Consider the following 21,839-nt stretch of genomic DNA (forward strand, 5'->3'; position numbering starts at 1 on the left):
ACAATCCCATGAAACTTGGTAATCTGAATATCGCCACGCGCCTGTCGCTTGGCTTTGGCATCGTCGGCGTCATGCTCATCGCGATGATTGTGATGAGCAATGCGTCGCTGCTGCGCGTGAACAATGGCACCAGGGATCTCGTCGAGCACCGGATTCCGGCGATCGAGATGAGCAACCGGTTGGAAGGCCAGATCAACGTCATTGCCATCGCGCTGCGCAACATGATGCTCAATGCCGAGCCGACCGACCGCCAGAAGCAGGTGGATGCCATTGGCAAGGCGCGTGCGACGATCACCTCGACGCTGACCGAGATCGAGCCGCTGCTGACGGCGCACCCCGATGAACTGGCCATCCTGCGCACGATGCAGAGCACGAGCACCAGCTACCTGACCGGCGTCACCGAACTGCTCGCGCTGATCAATGCAGGCCAGGAAGAACCGGCCAAGGTCTACCTCACCAACGAACTGCGCCCGCGCCTGGCCAAGCTGAAGGAAGCCACTGCCGCCGAACTGGCGCTGCAAAAGGACCTGAGCGCGAAAGCTGCAGCAAGCGCCGCAACAACCTATGACAGGACGATGTGGCAAACCTGGGCCCTGGGCGGCCTGGCGCTGGCGTTCGCGGCCCTGGTGGCCACGCTCATCACGCGTTCGATCACGGTGCCGGTGCGCCGTGCGCTGGAAGTGGCCAATACCGTTGCCGCGGGCGACCTGACCAGCCGTATCGACGTCACCACGCAAGATGAAACCGGCCGCCTGCTGCAGGCGCTCAAGACCATGAACGAGAGCCTGGCGCGCACCGTCGGCGCCGTGCGGATTGGCACCGATACCATTGCGGTTGCCGCCGGCCAGGTGGCGGCGGGCAGCCAGGATTTGTCTGGCCGCACCGAGCAGCAGGCCGGCGCGCTGGAAGAGACGGCATCGTCGATGGAAGAACTGACGTCGACCGTCAAGCAGAACGCCGACAATGCGCGCCAGGCCAACAAGCTGGCCGAGACCGCGTCGAACGTGGCCGCGCGCGGCGGTGAAGTGATTCACCAGGTGGTCGATACGATGGACCAGATCAATGCATCGTCGAACAAGATCAGCGACATCATCGGCGTGATCGACAGCATCGCCTTCCAGACCAATATCCTGGCGCTCAATGCGGCGGTGGAAGCGGCCCGTGCGGGCGAGCAGGGCCGCGGCTTTGCAGTCGTGGCCAGCGAAGTGCGCAATCTGGCGCAGCGTTCGGCGGCAGCGGCCAGGGAAATCAAGACGCTGATAGGCGACTCGAGCAGCAAGGTTGCCGACGGCAGCAAGCTGGTGGCGCAGGCAGGTTCCACGATGCAGGAAATCGTTGACAGTGTCCGGCGCGTGACCGACATCATGACCGAGATCAGCGCCGCCAGCGTCGAGCAGACCGCCGGCATCGAGCAGATCAACCAGGCCGTGGCGCAGATGGACGAGGGCACGCAGCAGAATGCAGCGCTGGTCGAGGAAGCGGCGGCGGCATCGGCATCGATGCAGGAGCAGGCAGCGATGCTGGCGGCTGCTGTGGCGGTGTTCAGGATCGATGCCGGGCAGATGGCCGACGCCGTGCCCGCCGATGTCGCCGTTGTGCGTGCCAGGCCGGCAGCGGCACCGGCAGCGGCAGTGAAGAAGGTTGCCATTGCCCATGCCAAGCCGGCCGCAGCGCCGAGCCCGACGCGGACGCAGGCCAAGGCGCCTGTGGCTGAGGACGAATGGGAAACGTTCTAAGCTGCTCTGAATCTGTATGGCCGGATGACGGGCGGTGAAAAAAAACGGCAAGCCGCAGGGCTTGCCGTTTTTTGTTGCCTGGTCTGAATGCATTAGGCGCTGTCATCGTCAGCGATGGATGAGGCTGACTGGAATGATCTCGTGACCTCATGACCTCATGATCCCGTGCGACCGTGATCCCATCATCCCATGACGCCGAACGCCACGGTTTCCCACTGAAACCGGTACGCTATCCGGTGCACCCGACGCATCCCCTATTTAACGTTGACAGCGCCAACCGGCGAACCGCAGACGTAAAAAAACGGCAGACCCTGCGGTCTGCCGTTTTTATATCCGTCGCGCACCAGGCGACATGCGCCCGATGCAGTACGGCGTCGCTTAGAACGAGTGACGCACGCCGACGTTGTAGACCTGTGGGTCCGCGCCGAAGGCCGTTGCTGGCAGGGCGATGGTGCCCGATGGCGAGGTCAGCGAGAACACGCCGTTGTTGTTGTTACGCAGTTTTGCGTACGATGCGTACACGTTGGTGCGCTTCGACAGGGTGTAGGTGTAGGCAACGGTGACTGCCTTGCCTTCTGCGCCGCTGGCCAGTTCTTGCTGCTGGTAGTTCAGGAAGACGCGGTTGGCGCCGAAGCCATACGACACGCCGGCGTTCTTCTGCTCGTACTTGGCGCTTGGCAGGATGCCGGTTTCAGGATCAGCAGCCATGTAGCCAGCGCGCACTTCGAAGTCGCCGAACTTGTAGCCGATACCTGCGTTGTATTCTTTGTCGTCGCCGGTCGCCAGGCGCTCGACGTTCTGGTAACCAGCGCCGATGTACAGGCCAGCGTTTGCGTATTCCAGCGAAACGCCGGTCACGTCGCCCGATGGGTCGATGCTACGCTCGCCGGCGCCGTAGGCTGCGCGCAGGGTGAAGCCGCTCAGAGCATTGCTCTGGTAGTTGACCGAGTTCGACAGGCGACGGGTCAGGCGGTTGGTGCCGAAGGCAGCCAGGTTCGAACCGTAGAAGCCCTGGCCCAGGGTGTCCGATGCGCCGGCAACAGCAGCGATCGGGCCATATTCACGGCCGACGGTCACGGTACCGAAGGCGCCTTGCAGGCCCACGACAGCGCGGCGCTGGAACATGTTCGAATCGGTTGCGCCGGTATCGACGGCAACAGCGGCTTCGATGTTGAACAGTGCCTTCAGACCATTGCCCAGGTCCTCGGTACCGCGGAAGCCGATACGGCTTGCCGATTGGGTACCCGACGACACGACGGTGCGGCTGCTCTCGCCAGGCGCATCGTTGTTTTCAACACCGATCGACGCATCGACCATACCGTACATGGTAACGCTGGTTTGGGCTTGGGCGACGAGTGGCAGTGCCGACACGAGGGCGATGGCAAGAATTTTGTGCTTCATGGATGAATCTCCAGTGTTTGTTTGTGAAATAGCCTAGTAATCATGACATGCCCGACGGACATCTGTCACCGGGTTCCCCCAAGCGGAATTGTCACGAAATCGACCGGAAATCACATCCGAAAAACCGCGATACGGTCCGCTTTTCATAGGAGAATCGCCGGTTTCAACGACCATCACAGCCAACAGAATCGGGGTCGCAAACCGTATAAAATATTGCTGAAAATCAACCAAGGACGTTGCAGGGACGCCACATTTTTGGCCTTGACAGGTGCTGCAATGCGCAATAACGGTGCATACATACGGTTCGGACCCAGGCGCATAGCAGGGGAGGACGGGCTTGGACGGCTGTTCTGCCCGCTTGGGCATGAGGGAGGAAGGGTTTTTCTTGCACCGCAATAGTGCATGGAAAATTTCTGACGCGGGTAGGCCGGCGACGCTGTCGGTCCGGGTGACGGGGCGCGTGAATCGGGTCAGCCCGGCCAGTCATGCGTGCATGCTACGATCACGGCGTCGTCGGCCAACCCCTGTTCATCAAGGATCACATCACTGTGCAAACCGGTATCACGCAAGCGCCATTCGGCCAATTGCCAGACGGCGCTGCCGTCACCCAGTTCACGCTTACCAACGCCCATGGCATGGTGGCGAAGATCATTGACTTCGGCGGCATCGTCACCGAACTGCACGCGCCCGACCGCGAAGGGCGGCTGGCCGACGTGGTGCTCGGTTTCGACACGCTCGAACCCTACTGCACTGACAGCCCGTACTTTGGCGCGCTGATCGGCCGCTATGGCAACCGCATTGCCAGGGGGCGCTTCACGCTCGACGGCGTAGAGGTGCAGTTGCCCGTTAACAACGGCAACAACCACCTGCATGGTGGTGCTGGTGGTTTCGACCGTGTCCTGTGGACGGCGACGGTCGATGGCGCCAACCTGCGCCTGGCCTACCGCAGCGTCGACGGCGAGATGGGCTATCCGGGCAACCTGGATGTCACCGTGGTCTATACACTCAATGACGCCAATGAACTGGTTGTGCGCTTTCACGCCGTGACCGACAAGGCCACGCCGGTCAACCTGACGCAGCACAGCTACTTCAACCTGGCTGGCGCCGGCGACATCCTCGGTCACGGCCTGACCATCGACGCCGACCGTTTCGTGGCGATCGACAGTGAATCGATTCCGACGGGCGAACTCGCCCCGGTCGCCGGCACACAGTTCGATTTCCGCCAGCCGCGCCCGATCGGCGAGCGGATCGCACAACCCGACCAGCAACTGCGCCACGGCAGTGGCTACGACCACAATTTTGTTCTGAACAAGCCGGAAGGCGCGGCGCTGACCAGGGCTGCGCGCGTGAGCGAACCCGCCTCGGGCCGCGTGCTGGAACTGTGGACGCAGGAACCCGGCGTGCAGTTCTACAGCGGCAACTTCCTCGACAGTTCTCTGTCCGGCAAGGGCCGCAGTTACGGGCATCGCAGCGGCTTGTGCCTGGAGCCGCAGCATTTTCCCGATTCGCCGAACCAGCCACAGTTCCCGAACGTGATCCTGCGGCCGGGCGAGGTCTATGCCACCGAGTCGCGCTTTCGTTTTACCACCGAGGCGGCGTGATGCAGGTACTGACTGACACCCGGCACGAGCTGGGCGAATGCGTGCTGTGGTGCGAGCGCACCGGTCGCCTGCTGTGGACCGATATTCCGGCCGCCACCCTGTGGGCGTACACGCCGGCATCCGGCCGCACGGCCAGCTGGCCGATGCCCGAGCGCCTGTGCTGCTTTGCGCTGACCGGCAGCGACGACCGCCTGCTGCTGGGGCTGGCGTCCGGTCTTGCGTTCTTTACTTTTTCGAGCGGCAAGGTCACGCGCATCTGCGATGTCGAACCAGACATGCCATCCACGCGCCTGAACGACGGCCGCTGCGACCGCCAGGGGCGTTTCGTGTTCGGCATGTTCAACCAGGCCGACAATCCCAAGCACGCGCTGGGCGGCTTCTATCGCTTGAACCTCGACCTGTCGCTCGAGCGCCTGCCGTTGCCCAATGCTGCGATTGCCAACAGCATCTGTTTCAGTCCGGACGGGCGCCGCATGTACTTTGCCGACTCGGCGCAGAAGGCGATTCTGTACGCCGACTACAACCCGTGCAGCGCCGAAGTGGGGCGCGTGCACACGTTCGTCGCGGCCGATGCCGTGCCGGGCGAGCCGGATGGGTCGACGATCGATGCCGATGGCTATCTGTGGAGCACGCGCTGGGGCGCCGGCATCGTCGCGCGCTTTGCGCCCGATGGCCGGCTCGAGCGGACGGTGCCACTCGGCGCGCCGCAGCCGAGCTGCCCGGCGTTTGGCGGTGCGGACCTGGCGACGCTGTTCGTCACCAGCGCCCACGTGGGCATGAGCGACGGCGAGCGCGCCGTCGCGCCGTTATCGGGCGCGCTGTTTGCGCAGGCACTCGATGTGCGCGGCCTGCCCGAGTCACGCTTCCTGCATGCCTGAGCGGGCTGGCTGCCGGTCATTACAGCATCCGCACCCAGTTGCCCTTGTAGAGAATCGGCCCGGTCGGCCCGCCAGCGCCGGGCGAGCCGCCGCGTGGTTCGAGCGAGACGGCCAATGTGGCGATGTCGTCGCCAATGGCGCTGCCGGTCAGCGGCAGCTCGATCGCGCCTTCCGGTGGAATCACGCCGAGCGAGCGGGGCGCGCCTTCCTTGGGAACGGCCCACAACTGCAGCGACTTGTCGGCGGCAACCGGTGCGTTCTCGACCAGGCGCGCCGTGAACACGCGGCGCTCGCTGTCGGCAGTCAGCAGCAGCGCCGTGCGCGCCTTGTCATCGATCAGCGTGGCGACCAGATCGACCTGTGGCGCCTCGACCAGCGTCGAGCGCAGCACACCCACCATCAGCAAGGCCGCGGCCAGCGACGCCAAGCTGAGTGAACGCCAGAACGTCAGCGACTCGGTACGCCAGAACTGCCAGGCCGCGTGCGCACGCTTCGGAACCTGACCCAGACCCAGGCGACGCTCGATTGCGCGCCACACCTGGGCGCGCGGTGTCTGCGCACCCGTAAATTCGGCCATCGGCATCAGGCGCTCCTGCCATTCGGCGGTCAGGCGCTGCAGGACCGCGTCGTCACGCAGATAGCGTTCGAAGCGCCGGCGCGCGCCGCCCCGGAGCGTGCCGAGGACATACTCGGCCGCCAGCTTGTCGCACAGTTGCGGGTTGTCGCGGATATTCATGCTCGTTCGCCTTTAACCAGGCACGTCTTGAGCCGCTCCAGGCTACGGCGGATCCAGGTCTTGACGGTACCGATCGGTATCGCCATCTGCTGCGCCACCTCGCTGTGCGACAGGTCATGGAAGAATGCCAGCCCCACGACTTGCCGGTGCGCGCCTTCGAGCAACGACATGCACAAGGCCAGCGCCTTCGCATCATGGCTGATCAGGAGGGCGTCGATCGGCGTGGCGCGCGGATCCTGCAGGGCCGCCATGATTTCGGCATCGAAGACGGGGCCGTCGATGTCGAGGTCGTGGTTACAGCGGCGCAGCAGGTCGAGCGATTTGTTGCGCACGATTGTCGTCATCCAGGTCATGGGCGCGGCCAGGTGACGCTGGTAACCGGCGGCGCCGTTCCAGATCGCCACGAACCCGTCCTGCAATGCTTCTTCAGCCAGTTCGCGTTTCCCTAATATACGCAGCGCGTAGCCAAACAGTTTCGGAGAAATGGTGTCGTACAGCGCGCGAAATGCCGCCGCGTCGCCTTGTGCTGTCGCTTGCAGCCAGATGGCCAGCTGCTCGGGATCGGGATGAAGGGTGTCTGGCACTGTCATCCTTGGACGGTGTAGGAGTGGAGAATCGGATGGTATTGACAATATCATATCGTCCCGATCGCGCCCGCACGGATGGGCCCGCGTGTCATGTCAAACATTTTTAAAAATAGTTGAAACCGAATCAATCGTGCGTCAGTACAAGCTATACGCGCTGCATTGGCAGCCAGGTTTCCTGGCTGGAATAACCGAGCAGACGCCCGCCCATTTATTGATCGCATCAACCGGAGACCTACCATGACAGACACGAATGTGACATTGGCACTGCTCGAATCACGCAAGGAAAAGCTGGAAAAGCGCCGCTCGTTTTTCAAGAACGTGGGAGGGATCAGCGTCGGTATGGTAGGGGGCACCTTCCTGTCCGCCTGCGGCGGCTCGGTCAAGGACGCGATTGCGCAGGCCGCGCAGCCGACCGATATCGACATCCTGAATTTTGCGCTGAACCTCGAGTACCTCGAAGCGCAGTTCTATTCGTACGCGGTGTTCGGCACCGGCCTGGCTGCGAGCCTGACGGGCGGCACGGGCACGCAAGGCGCCGTGACGGGCGGGCGCGCGGTCGCATTCAAGGATCCGCTGGTTGCGCAATATGCCAAGGAAATCGCGCAGGATGAGATCGCGCACGTGGGCTTCCTGCGCGCGGCGCTCGGCACGGCGGCCGTTGCCCAGCCAGCCATCGATATCGGCGGCACCGATCCAAACGGCGCGTTCTCGAACGCGGCCCGCGCGGCCGGCCTGGTGGGCCCGGGCGTCGCCTTCGACCCATATGCCAGCGATGAAAACTTCCTGCTTGGCGCGTTCATCTTCGAGGACGTCGGCGTGACTGCGTACAAAGGCGCGTCGCCGCTCATCACGAACAAGACCTTCCTCGAGGCAGCAGCCGGCATCCTGGCGGCCGAGGCGTACCACGCCGGCATCGTGCGCACCGTGCTGTATACGAAAGGCTTGACGGCGCCGACGCTGCGCACTGCGGCCACGGCGATTTCGAACGCACGTGACAGTCTCGATGGTTCGACCGACGTCGATCAGGGCATCGTGAATGCCACCGACAGCACCGTCTCGAACATCGTCCCGCTCGACAAGGATGGCATCGCGTTCAGCCGCACGCCGGGCGACGTGCTCAATATCGTGTATCTGACCAAGGAATCGGTCACGATGGGCGGCTTCTTCCCGCGTGGCGTGAACGGGTTGCTCAATATGAGCTCGGCCTACGTCTGATCGTTGGTAGTACCGGCGATGCGGTTCGCCGCATCGCTCTGACGGGGCAGTGCGCTGCCGTCCGGCGTCCGCCGGCGGCATGCGCAGTGTTCATCAGGATTGTGGCATCCCCGCCACGCGCCATCCTGGGCGCATGCCTAACGGGCGCGGCCCCGTTTGGTTGCTCGATATAATCGCGCCAACAAGAATATGTTGGCGGCGATGCAGTAAAGCAGGACAAGATGTTCAGGGTTTCAAGCTCGCCAGCCTTGCAAGAACCACACTGGGTATTCCTGATGAGTAATCTGAGCGGCTTCATGCCGATGGTCGATGGCACTCTCACGCTGTCCGGCGACCGTAACGGGCTGGACGCGCCTGCGCCAGTCCTGGCCGCGCCATCCACACCGTTTGAACCCGCGCTGTTCGAGCCTAATACCTGGCCCGAAGGCCTGCGCGCCATCGCCGACCTGATTCAGGCGTCGCGCTTTCCGATGTTTCTGGCGATCGGTCGCGAGCTGCGCCTGTTCTACAACGACGCGTATTCCGACCTGCTGGGCGACAAGCACCCGGCGGCGCGCGGCGCCCCATATGCCAGTGTGCGCCCCGAGCTATGGGACCGCATGCGGCCGTATTTCGATGAAGTCCTGGCTGGCGAGTCCGCCCAGCTCCAGCACGCGCTGATGGAATTCGAGCGCAACGGCAAACGCGAACGGCGCTTTTTCTGCGTGTCGCTGTCGCCGGTGCGCCATGCAGGGCAGGTGGCCGGCGTCTATTGCGTACTCACCGAAACGACGTCCGACGTATTGTCGGATTACCGGCATGCCTTCCACCAGAAGCTCGGCGAAGCGCTCGATGGCCTCGATGACGCCGACCACATCATGCGCGCGACGAGCGCCATGACCGGGCAGACGCTGGGCGTGGCGCGCGTGGGTTACGCCGAGGTGGACGTCCCTGGCCGCACCGTCAGCATCGACTGCGACTGGACCAGTGGCCGCATGGCCAGCCTGGCCGGCCGCTCGCATCCCCTCGACGCATTCGGTCCAATCGTCAATGCCAAGCTGCGCCAGGGCCGCAGCGTGCGCATCGACGACGTCGATGCCGACGAACGCAGTGCGCCGCATGCCGCCGCCTACGCCGCCATTGGCGCGCGGGCGCTGGTGATGGTGCCGATCATCGAAGAAGGGCGCCTGTGCGCCGTGTTCTACCTGCACGAACCAATGGCGCGCCACTGGACCGAACAAGAAGTGGCATTGGCTGAAGACGTGGCGCGCCATACGCGTGAAGTGGTGCGCCGCTCGCGCGTCGAAGAAAGTCTGCGCGACGAGAGCCGCATCCTCGAGACGGTCAACCGCGCCGGGCGCGCGCTGGCCTCGACGCTTGACCTCGACACGCTGGCCCAATCGATCACCGACGCCGGCGCCGAACTGAGTGGCGCGCGCTTCGGCGCGTTCTTCTGCAATCCCGCCGGTCGGGGCACCCCGCTGCACGATCCGGTGAATGCCCCAATCGGTGCCACGGTGCCCGAGCAGATGCGCCTGTACGCGCTGTCGGGCGCGTCGCGCGAGCAGTTCGACCGGCTCGCGCCCCCGACGGCAGCCATCTTCCGCCCGCTGATCGAAGGCGGGGCGCCGGTGCGCAGCGACGACATCACGTACGATCCGCAGCACGCTGCGCTGGTGGCCGACGGCACGCCGCTGGCGCAGCTGCGCGTGCGCAGCTATCTCGCGGTGCCGGTCATATCGCAATCGGGCAAGGTGCTCGGCGGCCTGTTCCTCGGTCACCCGGCACCGGCCATGTTCACCGAACGCACCGAGCGCATCGTCGCCAATCTCGCCGCACAAGCGGCCGTCGCGATGGACAATGCGCACCTGTACGAGATCGCGCAAACGTCGGCGCTCGAACGCGACGCGCTGCTGCAGAGCGAGCGCCTGGCGCGCGTGCAGGCCGAGCGCCTGAGCCATACCAAGGATGAATTCCTGGCCATGCTGGCGCACGAGCTGCGCAACCCGCTCGCGCCGATCAGCAGTTCGGCCAGTTTGCTCAGCATGCAGTTCGCGAACGAGCCGCGCATCTGCCAGACCAGCTCCATCATCAGCCGGCAGGTCAAGCACATGAGCCGCCTGATCGACGATCTGCTCGACGTCTCGCGCGTCACGCGCGGGCTGGTCAAGCTCAAGCTGGCGACGGTTGATTTTCGCGATGTCGTGAACGGGGCGCTCGACCAGACCCGTCCGCTGGTGCTGGAAAAAGCGCACCACGTGACGGTGCAACTGCCCGAGACGCCCGTGTACGTGCGGGGCGACCAGACGCGCCTCGTGCAGAGCGTGGCCAATATCGTCGGCAACGCCGCCAAGTACACGCCCAAGGCCGGTACGCTGGCGCTGCGCCTGGTGGCGGGCGACGGACGCATGATGCTCGAAGTGCGCGACAACGGTTCCGGCATGCCGCCCGACCTGCTGCCCAATGTGTTCGACCTGTTCACGCAGGGTGCGCGCACGCTGGCCCGCTCGCAGGGCGGGCTGGGGCTGGGGCTCACGCTCGTCAAGCGCCTGGTCGACCTGCACGATGGCGAGGTCACCGCGCACAGCGATGGCGTCGGCTGCGGCAGCACGTTCACGCTCTGCCTGCCGTGCGTGAGTGCGCGCGCCAGCGAGGGTGATGCCGACGATGCGCCGCCGTCCGAGGCCGATCCGGTGCGCGCCGCGCTGGGTCGCCAGTTGCGCGTGCTGATCGTCGACGACAACACGGACGCCGCCGACAGCCTGGCCACGCTGCTGCAGGTACAGGGCCACGCCACCGCCGTCGAATACGACGCCGCCTCGGCCCTGCGCCGCGCGCGCGTCGAGCATCCCGACGTGATGCTGATCGATATCGGCCTGCCCGACATCGATGGCTACCAGCTGGCCTCGAGCCTGCGCGCGCTGCCCGAGATGGCGGCCACGGTACCGGTGGCCGTGACCGGCTATGGCCAGGCCAGGGACCGTGAACGGGCGCTCGAGGCTGGCTTCGTGCATCACCTGGTCAAGCCGGTCGACATGACGGCGCTCGTGCGCATCCTGGACGCGAGTGCGGCGCAGGCAGCGCAGGCCGAGGCCGCGGCCGCATCGGCCTGAACCTGAACCTGAACCTGAGCCTGAGCCTTGCCGCCCTTCATGGCGGGAGTATGATGATGCTCCTGTCAATGAAAGGATGAGCATGACCGAATTCGTCATCACCGCACCCGAGACGGCGTCCGTGGCCGTCGCCGGTTCCAGCGCGCGCTTCCCGGTGCGCCGCGTGTTCTGCGTGGGCCGCAACTACGCGGCGCACGCGCGCGAAATGGGCAGCGACCCGAATCGCGAACCACCGTTCTTCTTCACCAAGCCGGCCGATGCCATCGTACCGGCCAGCGGCGCGGTGCCGTATCCGCCATCGACGAACGACATGCACCACGAGATCGAACTGGTCGTGGCGCTGAAAGCCGGCGGCAAGGATATCGACGCGGCGCAGGCGCTCGATCTGGTGTGGGGTTATGGCGTGGGCCTGGACCTGACCCGGCGCGACCTGCAGGCGGTGGCCAAGGACGCCGGCCGGCCATGGGACATGGCCAAGGGCTTCGACGCATCGGCCCCGTGCAGCGCACTGCATCCGGTCAGCGACGTGGGGCACCCGGCCCAGGCGCGCATCTGGCTCGAAGTGAACGGCACGCTGCGCCAGGAAGGCAACCTCGATGAAATGATCTGGCCCATCGCGGACGTGATCGCGTCGCTGTCGCGCCTCGTGACGCTGGCGCCGGGCGACCTGATTTATTCGGGCACGCCGTCCGGTGTCGGCGCGCTGCAGCCGGGTGACCAGGTGCGCGGCGGCGTCGACGGCGTCGACACGTTCGAGCTGACCATCGCGCCCCGCTAAGGGCCAGGTCTCTCCACAATCTTTGTTCTGCCTCAACACATGCGAAATTTGATACGCTAGGGATATCGGCGCACGTGGGGAGGTAGCAATGACACAAGTTGCATTGATAGCCGTGCATGGCATGGGCGAGACTTTGCCCGACTATGCCGACGGCCTGATGGCGGGGCTGCGTACCCGCCTGGATGCGCTGGCCAGCCAGGTCGTCATGCGCTCGGTCTACTACCAGGGCATCCTGCACGATAACCAGCGCCTGGTCTGGGACCGCACCGCAGCCACCGGCAAGGTGCGCTACGCTGCGCTGCGCAAATTCGTCCTGTATGGCCTGGGCGACGCCGCCGGGCTGGAAAACAGCAAGGATGATCCCGGCTCGATCTATGAGCAGGCCCAGGGCGAGATCGCCACCACGCTGTTGTCGGCCCACGCGGCGCGGCCCGGCATGCCGGTCGTGTTCGTCGCGCATTCGCTGGGCTGCCAGGTGCTGTCGAGCTATCTGTACGATGCGCAGAAGGCGGCCGCCGGCAAGCCGGTCGGCGCGGGCATCTGGCGCGATATCGGTGCCTGGGCCGGTGCGACGCTGGGCCGGTCGCTGACCGCGAGCGAGCTGGCGTTCATCGGCGGCGGCACCTGCGTTGCGCTCGTGACCACCGGTTGCAATATCCCGATCTTTGTGGCCGCGCACCAGGAAATGCACATCATCCCGATTGCGCCGCCCACGTCGCTGTTCAAGTGGATCAATTTCTATGATCCCGACGACGTGCTGGGCTGGCCGCTGCAGCCGCTGTCTAACGGCTACCGCGAACTGGTCGAGGACCGCGCGATCAATGCCGGCGGCGGGGTGGGGGACTTGTTGCTGCGCAGCTGGAATCCGCTGGCGCACAATACCTACTGGGACGATGACGCGGTGCTGGACGCCATCGCCGCGATGCTGCGCCGGCTGGCGGCATAGCAGGCGGCGTCGTAAGCGACTAAGCTGCCAGCGCCGGCACGGCGCGCGCCGCCAGTTGCGGGCGCGTCCGACCGCTGGCGTGGTCCAGCTTGAACGTAGCGGCCACCTGCGCCAGTTGCGCAGCCTGTTCCTGCATGCTCGCTGCCGCGGCGGCGGCTTCCTCGACCAGCGCCGCGTTCTGCTGCGTCACCTGGTCCATCTGCGCGATCGCTTCATTGACCTGGTTGATGCCCACGCGCTGCTCCTGCGTGGCGGTGCTGATCTCGGACATCATGTCGGTCACCCGCGCTACGCTGGCCACCACGTCGTCCATCGTGGCGCCGGCCTGCTGCACGAGCGCCGTGCCCGCATTCACCTGCGTCATCGAGTCGCCGATCAGGCCCTTGATTTCACGCGCCGCACCGGCCGAACGCTGCGCCAGGTTGCGCACTTCGGACGCCACCACGGCAAAGCCGCGCCCCTGTTCCCCGGCGCGCGCCGCTTCCACGGCGGCATTCAAGGCCAGGATATTGGTCTGGAAGGCGATGCCGTCGATCACGCCGATGATGTCGACGATCTTGCGCGCTGAGGCGTCGATCGAACCCATCGTGTCGACTACCTGGCCGACGATGGCGCCGCCACGCGCCGCAACATCCGAGGCGGTTTTTGCCAGGCCGTTGGCCTGCACCGCATTGTCGGCATTCTGGCGCACGGTGGCGGTCAGTTCTTCCATCGAGGCGGCCGTTTCTTCGAGCGAGCTGGCCTGCTGTTCGGTGCGCGCCGACAGATCGAGGTTGCCGGCTGCGATCTCGCTCGATGCGGTCGAGATGGCGTTCGTGCCTTGCTGGACTTGCGACACCACCCGCACCAGCGAGCCGTTCATCGTTTCCAGCGCGCGCATCAGGTCGCCGACCTGGTCTTTCGGGTAGGTCGCAAACGTGTGGCCAAGGTCGCCCGAGGCGACGGTTTCGGCGACGTCGAGTGCGGCGTCCAGCGGCCGGGTAATGCTGCGCGTGACGAGTACGGCGGCCACGGCGCCGATTGCCGTCGACAGCAGGGCCAGCAGCAGCACCAGTTGCGTGCTGCGTTGATTCGCCGCCTCGATGGTCAGCGCGGTCTGGTCGATGCTCTTGCGCTGGATCTGCAGCAGGCTCTGGACCCGGGCGCCATAGGCGGCCGCTGCTGGCGCGAATACCTGTTCATAGGCCTGTTCCGCCGCGGCTGCGTCGCCCGACGTGCGCGCGTTCATCACGGTTTCCTTGGCCTGCTGGTAGGTCTTGCGCAGGCCAAGGATGTCCTGCAGCGTGGCTTTCTCTTCGGGCGAGTCGAGCAGGGCTTCGACTTTCTTGAGGATGACCGTGGTACCCGTGACGCTGTCCTTGATCGGCTTGGCGAACACGGCCGACAGGGTGCTGTCGGTACTGCGCGCGATCAGCGAGGTGCGCGCAATGGCCGAATAGGTCAGCACATACCAGTCCGAAACCAGGCGCTCCTTGGTCAGCGGCTTTTGCATCATCTGCTGGGTGGCCTCGGCGCTGGAACGCGTGGTGTAGAGGGCGAACGAGGTGCCGGCCAGCGACAGGACGAGCATCGTGGCAAAGCCAAGGGTGAGGCGGGAGCCGATACGTAGATTTTTTAACACGATGTCATCACTTTGAAGAAAGGATTGAGTGCCGAGGAAATGCCGTACGGCAAGTATCAACCCTTTAAACTTCAAATGAAATAGCAAGAAGACAGCATGTTGTAATGACGCCGCACAAGCCGGATGCGGCGTTATCTGGCTTATGCCTGACGCGCCAGCTTGAACAGAGTGCGGATGTCACCGGCCACGGCGCCGCGCGCGTTCTTGATGACAGGCTGGCGATAGCGTTCGAGCAGCTCGCGGCGCGCTGCGTTCAGCAGGCCCAGCTGGTCGAGCACCGCGTACACGGTCGGATGCAGCGCGCGCACATTGCCATCGGCGATCTTGATCGCGATGCCGATCCCGGCCGAGCGGATGCCGATCGCCTGCACGGCGTCGGCGCCGATCTTGGTGACCCAGTCGCCACCGCCCGCCTTCATCCAGTGCAGATCGGTGCGCTCCTCGCCCGAGACCAGATCGGGGCGGGCGATCATCGCGTCGCGCAGCGTGCCCATCGCGCCGCCCAGCTGCGGGTCTTGCGGGCCGTGCGCGAGGCGGGCGTACAGGTGCGCCAGGCGACTGAGCGGCATCGCGTAGTTGGGGGCCGAACAGCCATCCAGGCCAACTGGCATGGCGTCGGGCGCCATGCCGATGGCGTCGGCCAGCGTGCTGCGCACGGCTTGCTGCAGCGGGTGCGCGCGATCGACGTAGTGTGCCGTGGGCGCATCGTGCAGGCGGCACCAGGCCAGAAAGCCGCTGTGCTTGCCGGAGCAGTTGTGGTGCAGTGGCGTCCAGTGCGCGTCCGCCGGGGGCTTGCCGCCGGTGAACTCGTAGTGCAGAGGCACCGCGCAGCCGCATTCGAGGTGGCCGGGGTCGAGCCCGATCTTGTTGAGGATGGAGCTCACGCCGTCGAGGTGCTTGTCTTCGCCCGAATGGCTCGCGCACAGCAGCGCGACTTCGTCGCCGGAGAGGCCAAAGCGCGCCGGGCCGTCCGCCAGGATGAAGGGCAGGGCCTGGAACGGCTTGAGCGCCGAGCGCGTGAAGGTCGGGTAATCCGGGTCGCCGGCGGACCACAACAGGCGGCCGTGCGTGTCGACCACGGCGACCGAGCCGAGGTGCACGTTCTCGATCACGTTACCGCTGTCGGGGTAGCCGCGCGTGGTCGCGGCGAGGGGAATGACTGGCATGGGAGAGGGCACATTGGCGTTGGAGGAACCCTACTGTACGACATACCTACGCAATGCAGACACACAGTTGAAACAAGGCGCGCTTTCATATATGCACCTCCCGTTCACCCCGCCGATTGCGCACTTCGTCGCGCATTTCCGGCGCTTGATGCTCTTGGCGCTTGAACGGGTTTTACGGCTCGCTAGACTGGCTTCATCGTCAGGCAACGAAGCGCTGGCGACACGGACTTCTTCGCCACCGATCTGAAAGGAATTTCCATCATGCGCCTCTCCCACCTCGCCTTGTTCGCTGCCGCCGCTGCCGTCTCGCTGGGCAGTGCCGCCCAGCCAGTGACTGCAACCAATCCCGACGTCGTCAACGTGCACGCTGCGCAGCCAAAGAAAGTCTATATCGATCCGCTGATGTACAAGCGCATGCAGGGCGCCTACAAGCTCGACGACGGGCGCACGCTGCACGTGACGGGCAAGAGCCGCAAGCTGTACGTTGACCTGGGTGACGGGCTGCAGGAAATCGTCCACGTGGGCCGCGACCGCTTCGAGGCAGTCGGCCGGGACCTGAGCGTGCGCTTTAACGGCGGACCGTTCCCGCACACGGTGCACCTCGAGGACGATGGCGGCCGGGTGCTGGCGTCAAGCCAGCGTTGAGCCGAAGCGGCCGGCCTGGTAGTCGGTGATCGCCTGCGCGATTTCATCGCGGGTGTTCATGACGAAGGGCCCGTGCGAGACGACCGGTTCGCCGATCGGATCGGCATGACCGAACAGCAGCAGCGAGCCGGACTCGGCGACGATCTCGAGCGCGTCGCCCTCCGTGCTTAGCTCCACCAGTTGGTAAGCGTTGGCGAGATCGCCGTGGTGACCCACGCCGATGCGTCCACGCACCACATACAGCAGCACGTTGCGACCTTGCAGGCCGGTGATGCGCAGCCGGCCACCGGCCTGCATCGCGACCGTGCTCATGAACACGCCGGTCAGCGACTGCACCGGGCCCGTGCTGCCATCCCACGCGCCCGCGATCAGGTTCAGCGTGACCTTGCCGTCGTCGAGCGCTAACGCGGGGATGCGGTCCTGCTGCACGCCGGTATAGGCGGGCGTCGTCATCTTCAGGCGCGACGGCAGATTGACCCACAACTGCAGGATCTCGAGCGGGCCGCCGGTGTCGAGAAACGCGCGCGGCGAGACCTCGGCGTGCACGATGCCGCTGCCGGCCGTCATCCACTGGATGCCGCCGGCGTGGATCACGCTTTCATGGCCGGCGCTGTCGCGGTGGGCCAGCATGCCTTCGACGATGAAGGTGACGGTTTCGAAACCCCGGTGCGGATGCGGACCAAATGGCAGGCCACGGTTGTGCGGGCCGTAGGTCTGCGGACCGTGGTGATTCAGGAACAGAAAAGGATCGATCTGGTCGAGCTGGGGCGAAGGGACGGGGCGCTGCGTGAGCAGGTCGCCGATGTCGTCGCGCAGCGCGGCGTGCGCGCGCAGGAAGGTCTTGTCAGTCATGGTGAGGATGCCGTTTAGTCAGGATGCGTAACGATACGCTGAAAGTGGCCGTCGCGTTCACAGCGGAGGCAGAAGACGCTATGCTGGACCTTTGCGTGTCTGCAACCCTTGGAGATTGGCCCTGTATGTACAAGAATGCCTGCCTTGCCAGCCTGTTGCTGGCCTCATCCACTGTCCTGGCTGCCGCACCTGCTGCATCCTCGGCTGCGGCGCCCAGCGAGGCTGCCGTCAGCGCTGCCAAGTATGCGGTGGCCACCTACCGCAACGACGTCGTCGACACGCTGGCCAAGCTGGTGAGCTTCAACACAGTGGCCGATCCGCGCTATCCGTCGGACCAGAACCCGGTGCATGCCGCGTTCAAGGCCACGCTCAAGGCAGAAGCCGAGCGCATGGGGCTCGATTACATCGATTACGGCTGGACGGTCGTCATCGGCCTGGGCAAGGGAACGGAGCGCGTCGGCATCGTCACCCATGGCGATGTGCAGCCGGTGGACCCGACCAAGTGGAAGAAGTCGCCGTTCGTGCTGGACCGCACGAGCGAGCCGGGCAAGCTGATCGCGCGCGGCGCCGAGGATGACAAGGGCCCGATCGCCACCGCGCTGTATGCGATGAAGACGATCCGCGACCGCCAGATTCCGCTCACCAAGCGCATCGAGCTGTACGTGTACATGGGCGAGGAATCCGACTGGGGCCCGCTGACCGAGTTTCTCAAGACGCACGTGCCGCCGCAGATGAGCATCACCCTCGACGCCGAGTATCCGGTCGTGACGGCCGAGAAGGGCGGCGGCCTCGTGGCCGTGACGGTGCCGAAGGCCGGCGCACAGGCGCCCGTGGAGGGCGATGCCTACATCGCCGCGTTCGGGGGCGGCTCGTTCAACACGCAGATTCCGGAAGACGCCGAAGCGCTGGTGGCCAACGCGACGCCGCAGATCGAAGGGCAGATCCGCGCGCGCGGTGCGCAGCACGAGGGCATGACCTACACCTACACATGGCAGGGCAAGGACCTGGCGGTGCGCGCCAAGGGGCTGTCGGCCCACTCGTCCAAGCCGCAGGAAGGCGTGAACGCCGTGAGCATGCTGGCCGATGCGCTGGCCGTGCGGCCGTGGGCGAATACGACGGCCGGCGGCGTCGTCAACTACCTCAACGAGATGGTGGGCACGGGCTACTACGGCGAGAAGTTTGGCAGCGGCGCCGGCAACATCGCCTACCGCGACAAGTTCATGGGCCCGCTGACGTTCAAGCCGACCGTGATTCGCCAGCTGGAGGACGGCATCGAAGTGGCGATCAATGTGCGCCGCCCGCAAGGCAAGACGGGCGTGCAGCTGACCGATGAAATCAACGCCGCACTGAGCCAGTGGCAGGCGCGCCAGATCCCGCTCACCAACGTCAAGGTCGGCGTGCGCGACCCGTGGGTGCTGAACGATGCGCCGCAGGTGCCGACGCTGCTGGCGACCTTTGCCTATTTCACCGGCATGAAAGATGCCAAGCCGGTTGCCATCGGCGGCGGCACCAATTCGCGCCTGTTCCCGAATGCCGTCAGCTTCGGGCCATCGATGCCGGGCCAGAAGTACTCCGGGCATTCGGAGCACGAGTTCATCACGACCAAGCAATTGCTGCTGAACCTGCAGATGTACACGGCGGTGCTGGTCGAGCTGGCGCGCTGATGCACGCTAGCCTGATGCTGTGACTTTCCGAATGAGTCGTATCTGAGACTAGAGCGTACAAAGTGCGGTGTCGTGAGTTTTCTGCAATGCCGTGCCTTTGAGGTACGAATGGGTCGATCCCGGGCTGTCGCGGCCACCTCGGTATTGCCAAACTGGCAACCATGCTATGCTAGCCTGAACGTCCGGGTTCGGCCAAGAGCGGACCTTGGCCTTCTCGAGACGCCATTGGAAAAACAGATGAGTAAAAACGACGAAACGCCAGAGATCTACATTTCGTTGAGTGCCGACGAAGCACTAGTGTTGTTTGAGTTTCTGAGTCGCTTTGAGGAGTCAAACGAACTGACGATTGTCGATCAGGCCGAGGAGCGAGCACTTTCAAATTTGCTCGGCCCTCTCCAGAAGCAGCTCGTGACTCCGTTCCGGCATGATTACCTGGTGTTGTTGGAGCAGGCGAGGAACAAGTTACGGAACGATTTAAGCTAAACCGATCAAATCACTCAAAGTAGCCTAGCCCATGTCACCGTTCCTCAATGGCCTCTCCAGCCGCATGAGCTCAGACGCCTACGGTTACGCTCGCGCGAGAGTCAGGAAACGTTTTGGGGCGTTTTGGAGTTACTCAATCAAGCGGTAGCCGATTTGAAAGCGGTATGCCTATGTCGGGACCGGTAACGATACTAATCCGGCTTTACCTAAATGGAAAAATTTGCAACGAGAGCTTGATTCTTAATTAGGGGAGCGTTGGCGCGAGTGACGAGAAAGATTTATAGTTGGGCGTTGTTATCACTCATCGGCGGGGCTAAAGCACCTGTGGCGTTCGCACCCTAAATCATTAGCGTTGTTCTACGACGTACATTAGCGTCTGTGAGATAGGTCGTCGTCTGCCTTCGGCCAAAAGCGGTCGTTAGCAATGTCTGCCACTATTCAGCTAACGTGTGTCATTTTGGGTAATAGGCTGGAAAATCCGTAGCTAAAAATGGGATTGTCATGGTGATCGATTACTGTCCGGTTTGTGGCTACGGTCCTGGTCTTGGATTTGATTCACCGGAAGATCTGCGACACTCATTCGAGATCTGTCTTTGCTGTGGCTGCGAGTACGGCTACGTCGATAATGTGGGTCACTATGAGCGGTGGGTCGCAAAGGGTTGTCCTTGGTTTTGCTCCAAAGGTCGCCCTTTGAGCTGGTCGCTTGAAGATCAACTAAGGCACACGATTCGGCCATGGCCGCCTGAGTAGAAGTCGGCGACGTAAGGCGGCAACATTGAGCGGTTGAAGTAGCTAGCTAGGTAAAGTCCGCAAAGGGTCGGTACCGGCCTGTCGTGACAGTCAGTGCTTTTTCAAGCCTGGCAACCTGCTAAGCTGACGTGGACGGCCGGGTTTGGCCAAAAGCGGATCTACACCGAGACTATTTCACCCGATAAGTTACTGAGAATGAACCGCTACATAGACGAACTAGGTGAGCCACATCTTCATCTTGCTGGCCTCAAGCTTTGGGTGCACGGATATCAGTATCGGGATGCGGGCGACTACTGGGACGGAAATTGGCTGAACGCTACAGCAATCTGCTCTGAGAACGGTGCAACTGTGCTGGTATGAGGAGCCTTCATCCGCACGAACGAAATCTACGATTGGCAGCTTGCTGTAGACAAGTTGCTCGCGGATATGGAAAGTGAGGCGAAACTCGTATGCATTGAACCTGAAGTTGGTGTGACGTTAAAGGTGCGGCCTTTAGGCACAGTTGAGATGGAGGTGCAAATCACGCCGGATCAGTTAACTCAAGAACACCGATTCACTTTTGCCATCGATCAAAGCTACTTGCTACCGTTTTCATCCCAGTGCGTACGGTTGTTGAACGACTTTCCAATACGCTGTACGTGAAGGTCCGCAATGGATCCGTTCCTGCCCTTCGTGACAGTCCGCGACTTTTCTGCCTTGGTGAACTGAGATGCTCAGATGAACGGCTGGTTGTGCGAAGTGGGGACGGTCAAAAGATCAATCGGGCATTTAGATGGAATGAGCGAACGATGGACGCATTGTTGATGGTTGGCCGTATCCTTGACGCGGTTTGGCTGAGTCCACGAGTGCAAATGCACCCCCGCGTGGGAGGACGAAACTACGGAAGCTATCTGCACCCACGTTGTTAGCTTTTCCTTTTCTGGCGCCCCATCGGTACAGGTCGTGCCATGCGAGATTCCGATACACAACGCGTATCCGGCGCTTGGTATTGATGTTCAGAAGTCACCACCGCCGTCAGGATTGCTGGAGGAGCTGCAAGCACGAGAGCGGCTACACGAAATTCAGGAGTGCTTACCTGCGAGGGTCGCTTTGAGTGGCACCTTTTCGTTGAAGGGGCATTATGCGGATCGATACGCCTCAAGGACATCGACAGAGAGGATAAAAAAGCGAAGATTGGATACTTTATTGATCGGCAATGCGCCGGGAGAGGCATAGTCACTTCAGCGGTGTCTACACTTCTCGGGTTCTGCTTCGGACCACTAATCTGAACAGGATAGAGTTGCGGTGTGCGATAGAAAATGCGCCTAGCAAGGGGGGCGCCGAGAAATTGGGATTTATGCATGAGGTGACCTTACGACAAGAAGAATACCTGAACGGTGTTTTCGTGGACCAACATATTTATGCGCTGTTTAAGCACGATTTCGAACTTTATTCACACTCTTCAATGTCCCGTTAGCGTCCTTGTAAGGTCCTGTCGGGGTCGTAAGCAGCCGATCCCGATCCCTCTCCGTCGGTGGCGTTACATCAGTTGTCAGGTCAGGGACGAAATGGTTCGCAGCGATTTCGATATCCCTCCGGATCAATCGCAGCTGGTTAGCGAAAAATCGTCACAGCTGTTCGCAAAAACAGGTAGACGCCGTCCGGTACATCCGCTCCTTGCGTCGCGTCTATTTCAGGAAGTCACAGAT

Annotated in this window: 19 protein-coding genes; 13 read left to right on the forward strand and 6 right to left on the reverse strand. The window is 63.4% G+C overall.

Annotation, left to right across the window (positions count from 1 at the left end; genetic code table 11):
• Positions 1-8: 8 nt before the first annotated feature.
• Positions 9-1,736, forward strand: coding sequence for a methyl-accepting chemotaxis protein (locus ACZ0AJ_RS03250; protein WP_499452724.1), 1,728 nt, complete (start codon positions 9-11; stop codon positions 1,734-1,736).
• A gap of 378 nt (positions 1,737-2,114) precedes the next feature.
• Here the strand turns inward: ACZ0AJ_RS03250 and ACZ0AJ_RS03255 are convergent, their stop codons facing one another.
• Positions 2,115-3,137 (reverse strand): porin, encoded by a 1,023-nt coding sequence (locus ACZ0AJ_RS03255; protein WP_499452725.1) that lies wholly within the window; start codon positions 3,135-3,137, stop codon positions 2,115-2,117.
• Between the two features lie 548 nt (positions 3,138-3,685).
• Here ACZ0AJ_RS03255 and ACZ0AJ_RS03260 point away from each other — a divergent pair.
• Both ACZ0AJ_RS03260 and ACZ0AJ_RS03265 read left to right on the forward strand, forming a co-directional pair.
• A complete protein-coding gene (locus tag ACZ0AJ_RS03260; protein ID WP_499456712.1) occupies positions 3,686-4,738 on the forward strand; it encodes an aldose epimerase family protein in 1,053 nt (350 codons plus the stop codon).
• Positions 4,738-5,616 (forward strand): SMP-30/gluconolactonase/LRE family protein, encoded by an 879-nt coding sequence (locus ACZ0AJ_RS03265; RefSeq protein WP_499452726.1) that lies wholly within the window; start codon positions 4,738-4,740, stop codon positions 5,614-5,616. Before ACZ0AJ_RS03260 ends, ACZ0AJ_RS03265 begins: the two co-directional genes overlap by 1 nt.
• 19 nt (positions 5,617-5,635) lie before the next feature.
• On the opposite strand, the gene ACZ0AJ_RS03270 is transcribed toward ACZ0AJ_RS03265, so the two are convergent.
• Together ACZ0AJ_RS03270 and ACZ0AJ_RS03275 are read right to left on the reverse strand one after the other, a co-directional pair.
• Entirely contained in the window at positions 5,636-6,352 is a 717-nt protein-coding gene (locus ACZ0AJ_RS03270) for an anti-sigma factor (RefSeq protein ID WP_499453869.1), read from the reverse strand.
• Entirely contained in the window at positions 6,349-6,942 is a 594-nt protein-coding gene (locus ACZ0AJ_RS03275) for a sigma-70 family RNA polymerase sigma factor (protein ID WP_499452728.1), read from the reverse strand. The genes ACZ0AJ_RS03270 and ACZ0AJ_RS03275 overlap by 4 nt, the downstream gene beginning before the upstream one ends.
• 234 nt (positions 6,943-7,176) lie before the next feature.
• On the opposite strand from ACZ0AJ_RS03275, the gene ACZ0AJ_RS03280 reads away from it, so the two are divergent.
• The 4 genes from ACZ0AJ_RS03280 to ACZ0AJ_RS03295 all read left to right on the forward strand — a co-directional run bounded on the left by ACZ0AJ_RS03280 (position 7,177) and on the right by ACZ0AJ_RS03295 (position 12,970).
• Entirely contained in the window at positions 7,177-8,154 is a 978-nt protein-coding gene (locus tag ACZ0AJ_RS03280) for a ferritin-like domain-containing protein (RefSeq protein ID WP_499453871.1), read from the forward strand.
• A 275-nt stretch (positions 8,155-8,429) separates the two neighbouring features.
• Complete coding sequence (locus ACZ0AJ_RS03285) at positions 8,430-11,246, forward strand: GAF domain-containing protein (RefSeq protein WP_499452731.1); 2,817 nt, start codon at positions 8,430-8,432, stop codon at positions 11,244-11,246.
• 82 nt (positions 11,247-11,328) lie between these two features.
• Complete coding sequence (locus tag ACZ0AJ_RS03290; protein WP_499452732.1) at positions 11,329-12,024, forward strand: fumarylacetoacetate hydrolase family protein; 696 nt, start codon at positions 11,329-11,331, stop codon at positions 12,022-12,024.
• A gap of 88 nt (positions 12,025-12,112) precedes the next feature.
• Positions 12,113-12,970 carry a hypothetical protein gene (locus ACZ0AJ_RS03295; protein WP_499452733.1) on the forward strand — a complete coding sequence of 286 codons (858 nt, stop codon included), beginning with the start codon at positions 12,113-12,115 and terminating at the stop codon, positions 12,968-12,970.
• 19 nt (positions 12,971-12,989) lie between these two features.
• Here ACZ0AJ_RS03295 and ACZ0AJ_RS03300 read toward each other — a convergent pair whose 3' ends face one another.
• Together ACZ0AJ_RS03300 and ACZ0AJ_RS03305 are read right to left on the reverse strand one after the other, a co-directional pair.
• Positions 12,990-14,591, reverse strand: coding sequence for a methyl-accepting chemotaxis protein (locus ACZ0AJ_RS03300; RefSeq protein WP_499452734.1), 1,602 nt, complete (start codon positions 14,589-14,591; stop codon positions 12,990-12,992).
• 140 nt (positions 14,592-14,731) lie between these two features.
• The gene (locus tag ACZ0AJ_RS03305) at positions 14,732-15,757 is read right to left on the reverse strand and encodes an asparaginase (protein WP_499452735.1); all 1,026 of its coding nucleotides are present in this window, start codon (positions 15,755-15,757) and stop codon (positions 14,732-14,734) included.
• A 261-nt stretch (positions 15,758-16,018) separates the two neighbouring features.
• Here ACZ0AJ_RS03305 and ACZ0AJ_RS03310 point away from each other — a divergent pair, with 261 nt between their 5' ends.
• Positions 16,019-16,402, forward strand: coding sequence for a hypothetical protein (locus ACZ0AJ_RS03310; RefSeq protein ID WP_499452736.1), 384 nt, complete (start codon positions 16,019-16,021; stop codon positions 16,400-16,402).
• On the opposite strand, the gene ACZ0AJ_RS03315 is transcribed toward ACZ0AJ_RS03310, so the two are convergent.
• Positions 16,388-17,254, reverse strand: coding sequence for a pirin family protein (locus ACZ0AJ_RS03315; protein ID WP_499453874.1), 867 nt, complete (start codon positions 17,252-17,254; stop codon positions 16,388-16,390). The genes ACZ0AJ_RS03310 and ACZ0AJ_RS03315 overlap by 15 nt on opposite strands.
• Before the next feature lie 23 nt (positions 17,255-17,277).
• On the opposite strand from ACZ0AJ_RS03315, the gene ACZ0AJ_RS03320 reads away from it, so the two are divergent.
• The 5 genes from ACZ0AJ_RS03320 to ACZ0AJ_RS03340 all read left to right on the forward strand — a co-directional run bounded on the left by ACZ0AJ_RS03320 (position 17,278) and on the right by ACZ0AJ_RS03340 (position 21,419).
• Entirely contained in the window at positions 17,278-18,918 is a 1,641-nt protein-coding gene (locus ACZ0AJ_RS03320; protein ID WP_499452738.1) for a dipeptidase, read from the forward strand.
• Positions 18,919-19,155: 237 nt separating this feature from the next.
• Positions 19,156-19,401, forward strand: a complete 246-nt coding sequence (locus ACZ0AJ_RS03325) for a hypothetical protein (protein WP_499452739.1) — start codon at positions 19,156-19,158, stop codon at positions 19,399-19,401.
• A 113-nt stretch (positions 19,402-19,514) separates the two neighbouring features.
• On the forward strand, positions 19,515-19,649 hold the full coding sequence (locus ACZ0AJ_RS03330; protein ID WP_499452740.1) for a hypothetical protein: 135 nt from the start codon (positions 19,515-19,517) through the stop codon (positions 19,647-19,649).
• A gap of 871 nt (positions 19,650-20,520) precedes the next feature.
• Positions 20,521-20,793, forward strand: coding sequence for a WapI family immunity protein (locus ACZ0AJ_RS03335; protein ID WP_499456714.1), 273 nt, complete (start codon positions 20,521-20,523; stop codon positions 20,791-20,793).
• Between the two features lie 425 nt (positions 20,794-21,218).
• Entirely contained in the window at positions 21,219-21,419 is a 201-nt protein-coding gene (locus ACZ0AJ_RS03340) for a GNAT family N-acetyltransferase (protein ID WP_499452741.1), read from the forward strand.
• Positions 21,420-21,839 lie beyond the last annotated feature (420 nt).

It is taken from the genome of Telluria sp. AC161, from assembly GCF_979258535.1.

Excerpts from the sequence above, each read along its gene's own strand:
- ACZ0AJ_RS03250 (WP_499452724.1), top strand. The coding sequence starts at position 9 with ATGAAACTTGGTAATCTGAATATCGCCACGCGCCTGTCGCTTGGCTTT.
- ACZ0AJ_RS03255 (WP_499452725.1), bottom strand. The coding sequence starts at position 3,137 with ATGAAGCACAAAATTCTTGCCATCGCCCTCGTGTCGGCACTGCCACTC.
- ACZ0AJ_RS03265 (WP_499452726.1), top strand. The coding sequence starts at position 4,738 with ATGCAGGTACTGACTGACACCCGGCACGAGCTGGGCGAATGCGTGCTG.
- ACZ0AJ_RS03270 (WP_499453869.1), bottom strand. The coding sequence starts at position 6,352 with ATGAATATCCGCGACAACCCGCAACTGTGCGACAAGCTGGCGGCCGAG.
- ACZ0AJ_RS03275 (WP_499452728.1), bottom strand. The coding sequence starts at position 6,942 with ATGACAGTGCCAGACACCCTTCATCCCGATCCCGAGCAGCTGGCCATC.
- ACZ0AJ_RS03280 (WP_499453871.1), top strand. The coding sequence starts at position 7,177 with ATGACAGACACGAATGTGACATTGGCACTGCTCGAATCACGCAAGGAA.
- ACZ0AJ_RS03285 (WP_499452731.1), top strand. The coding sequence starts at position 8,430 with ATGAGTAATCTGAGCGGCTTCATGCCGATGGTCGATGGCACTCTCACG.
- ACZ0AJ_RS03290 (WP_499452732.1), top strand. The coding sequence starts at position 11,329 with ATGACCGAATTCGTCATCACCGCACCCGAGACGGCGTCCGTGGCCGTC.
- ACZ0AJ_RS03295 (WP_499452733.1), top strand. The coding sequence starts at position 12,113 with ATGACACAAGTTGCATTGATAGCCGTGCATGGCATGGGCGAGACTTTG.
- ACZ0AJ_RS03305 (WP_499452735.1), bottom strand. The coding sequence starts at position 15,757 with ATGCCAGTCATTCCCCTCGCCGCGACCACGCGCGGCTACCCCGACAGC.
- ACZ0AJ_RS03310 (WP_499452736.1), top strand. The coding sequence starts at position 16,019 with ATGCGCCTCTCCCACCTCGCCTTGTTCGCTGCCGCCGCTGCCGTCTCG.
- ACZ0AJ_RS03315 (WP_499453874.1), bottom strand. The coding sequence starts at position 17,254 with ATGACTGACAAGACCTTCCTGCGCGCGCACGCCGCGCTGCGCGACGAC.
- ACZ0AJ_RS03320 (WP_499452738.1), top strand. The coding sequence starts at position 17,278 with ATGCGTAACGATACGCTGAAAGTGGCCGTCGCGTTCACAGCGGAGGCA.
- ACZ0AJ_RS03325 (WP_499452739.1), top strand. The coding sequence starts at position 19,156 with ATGAGTAAAAACGACGAAACGCCAGAGATCTACATTTCGTTGAGTGCC.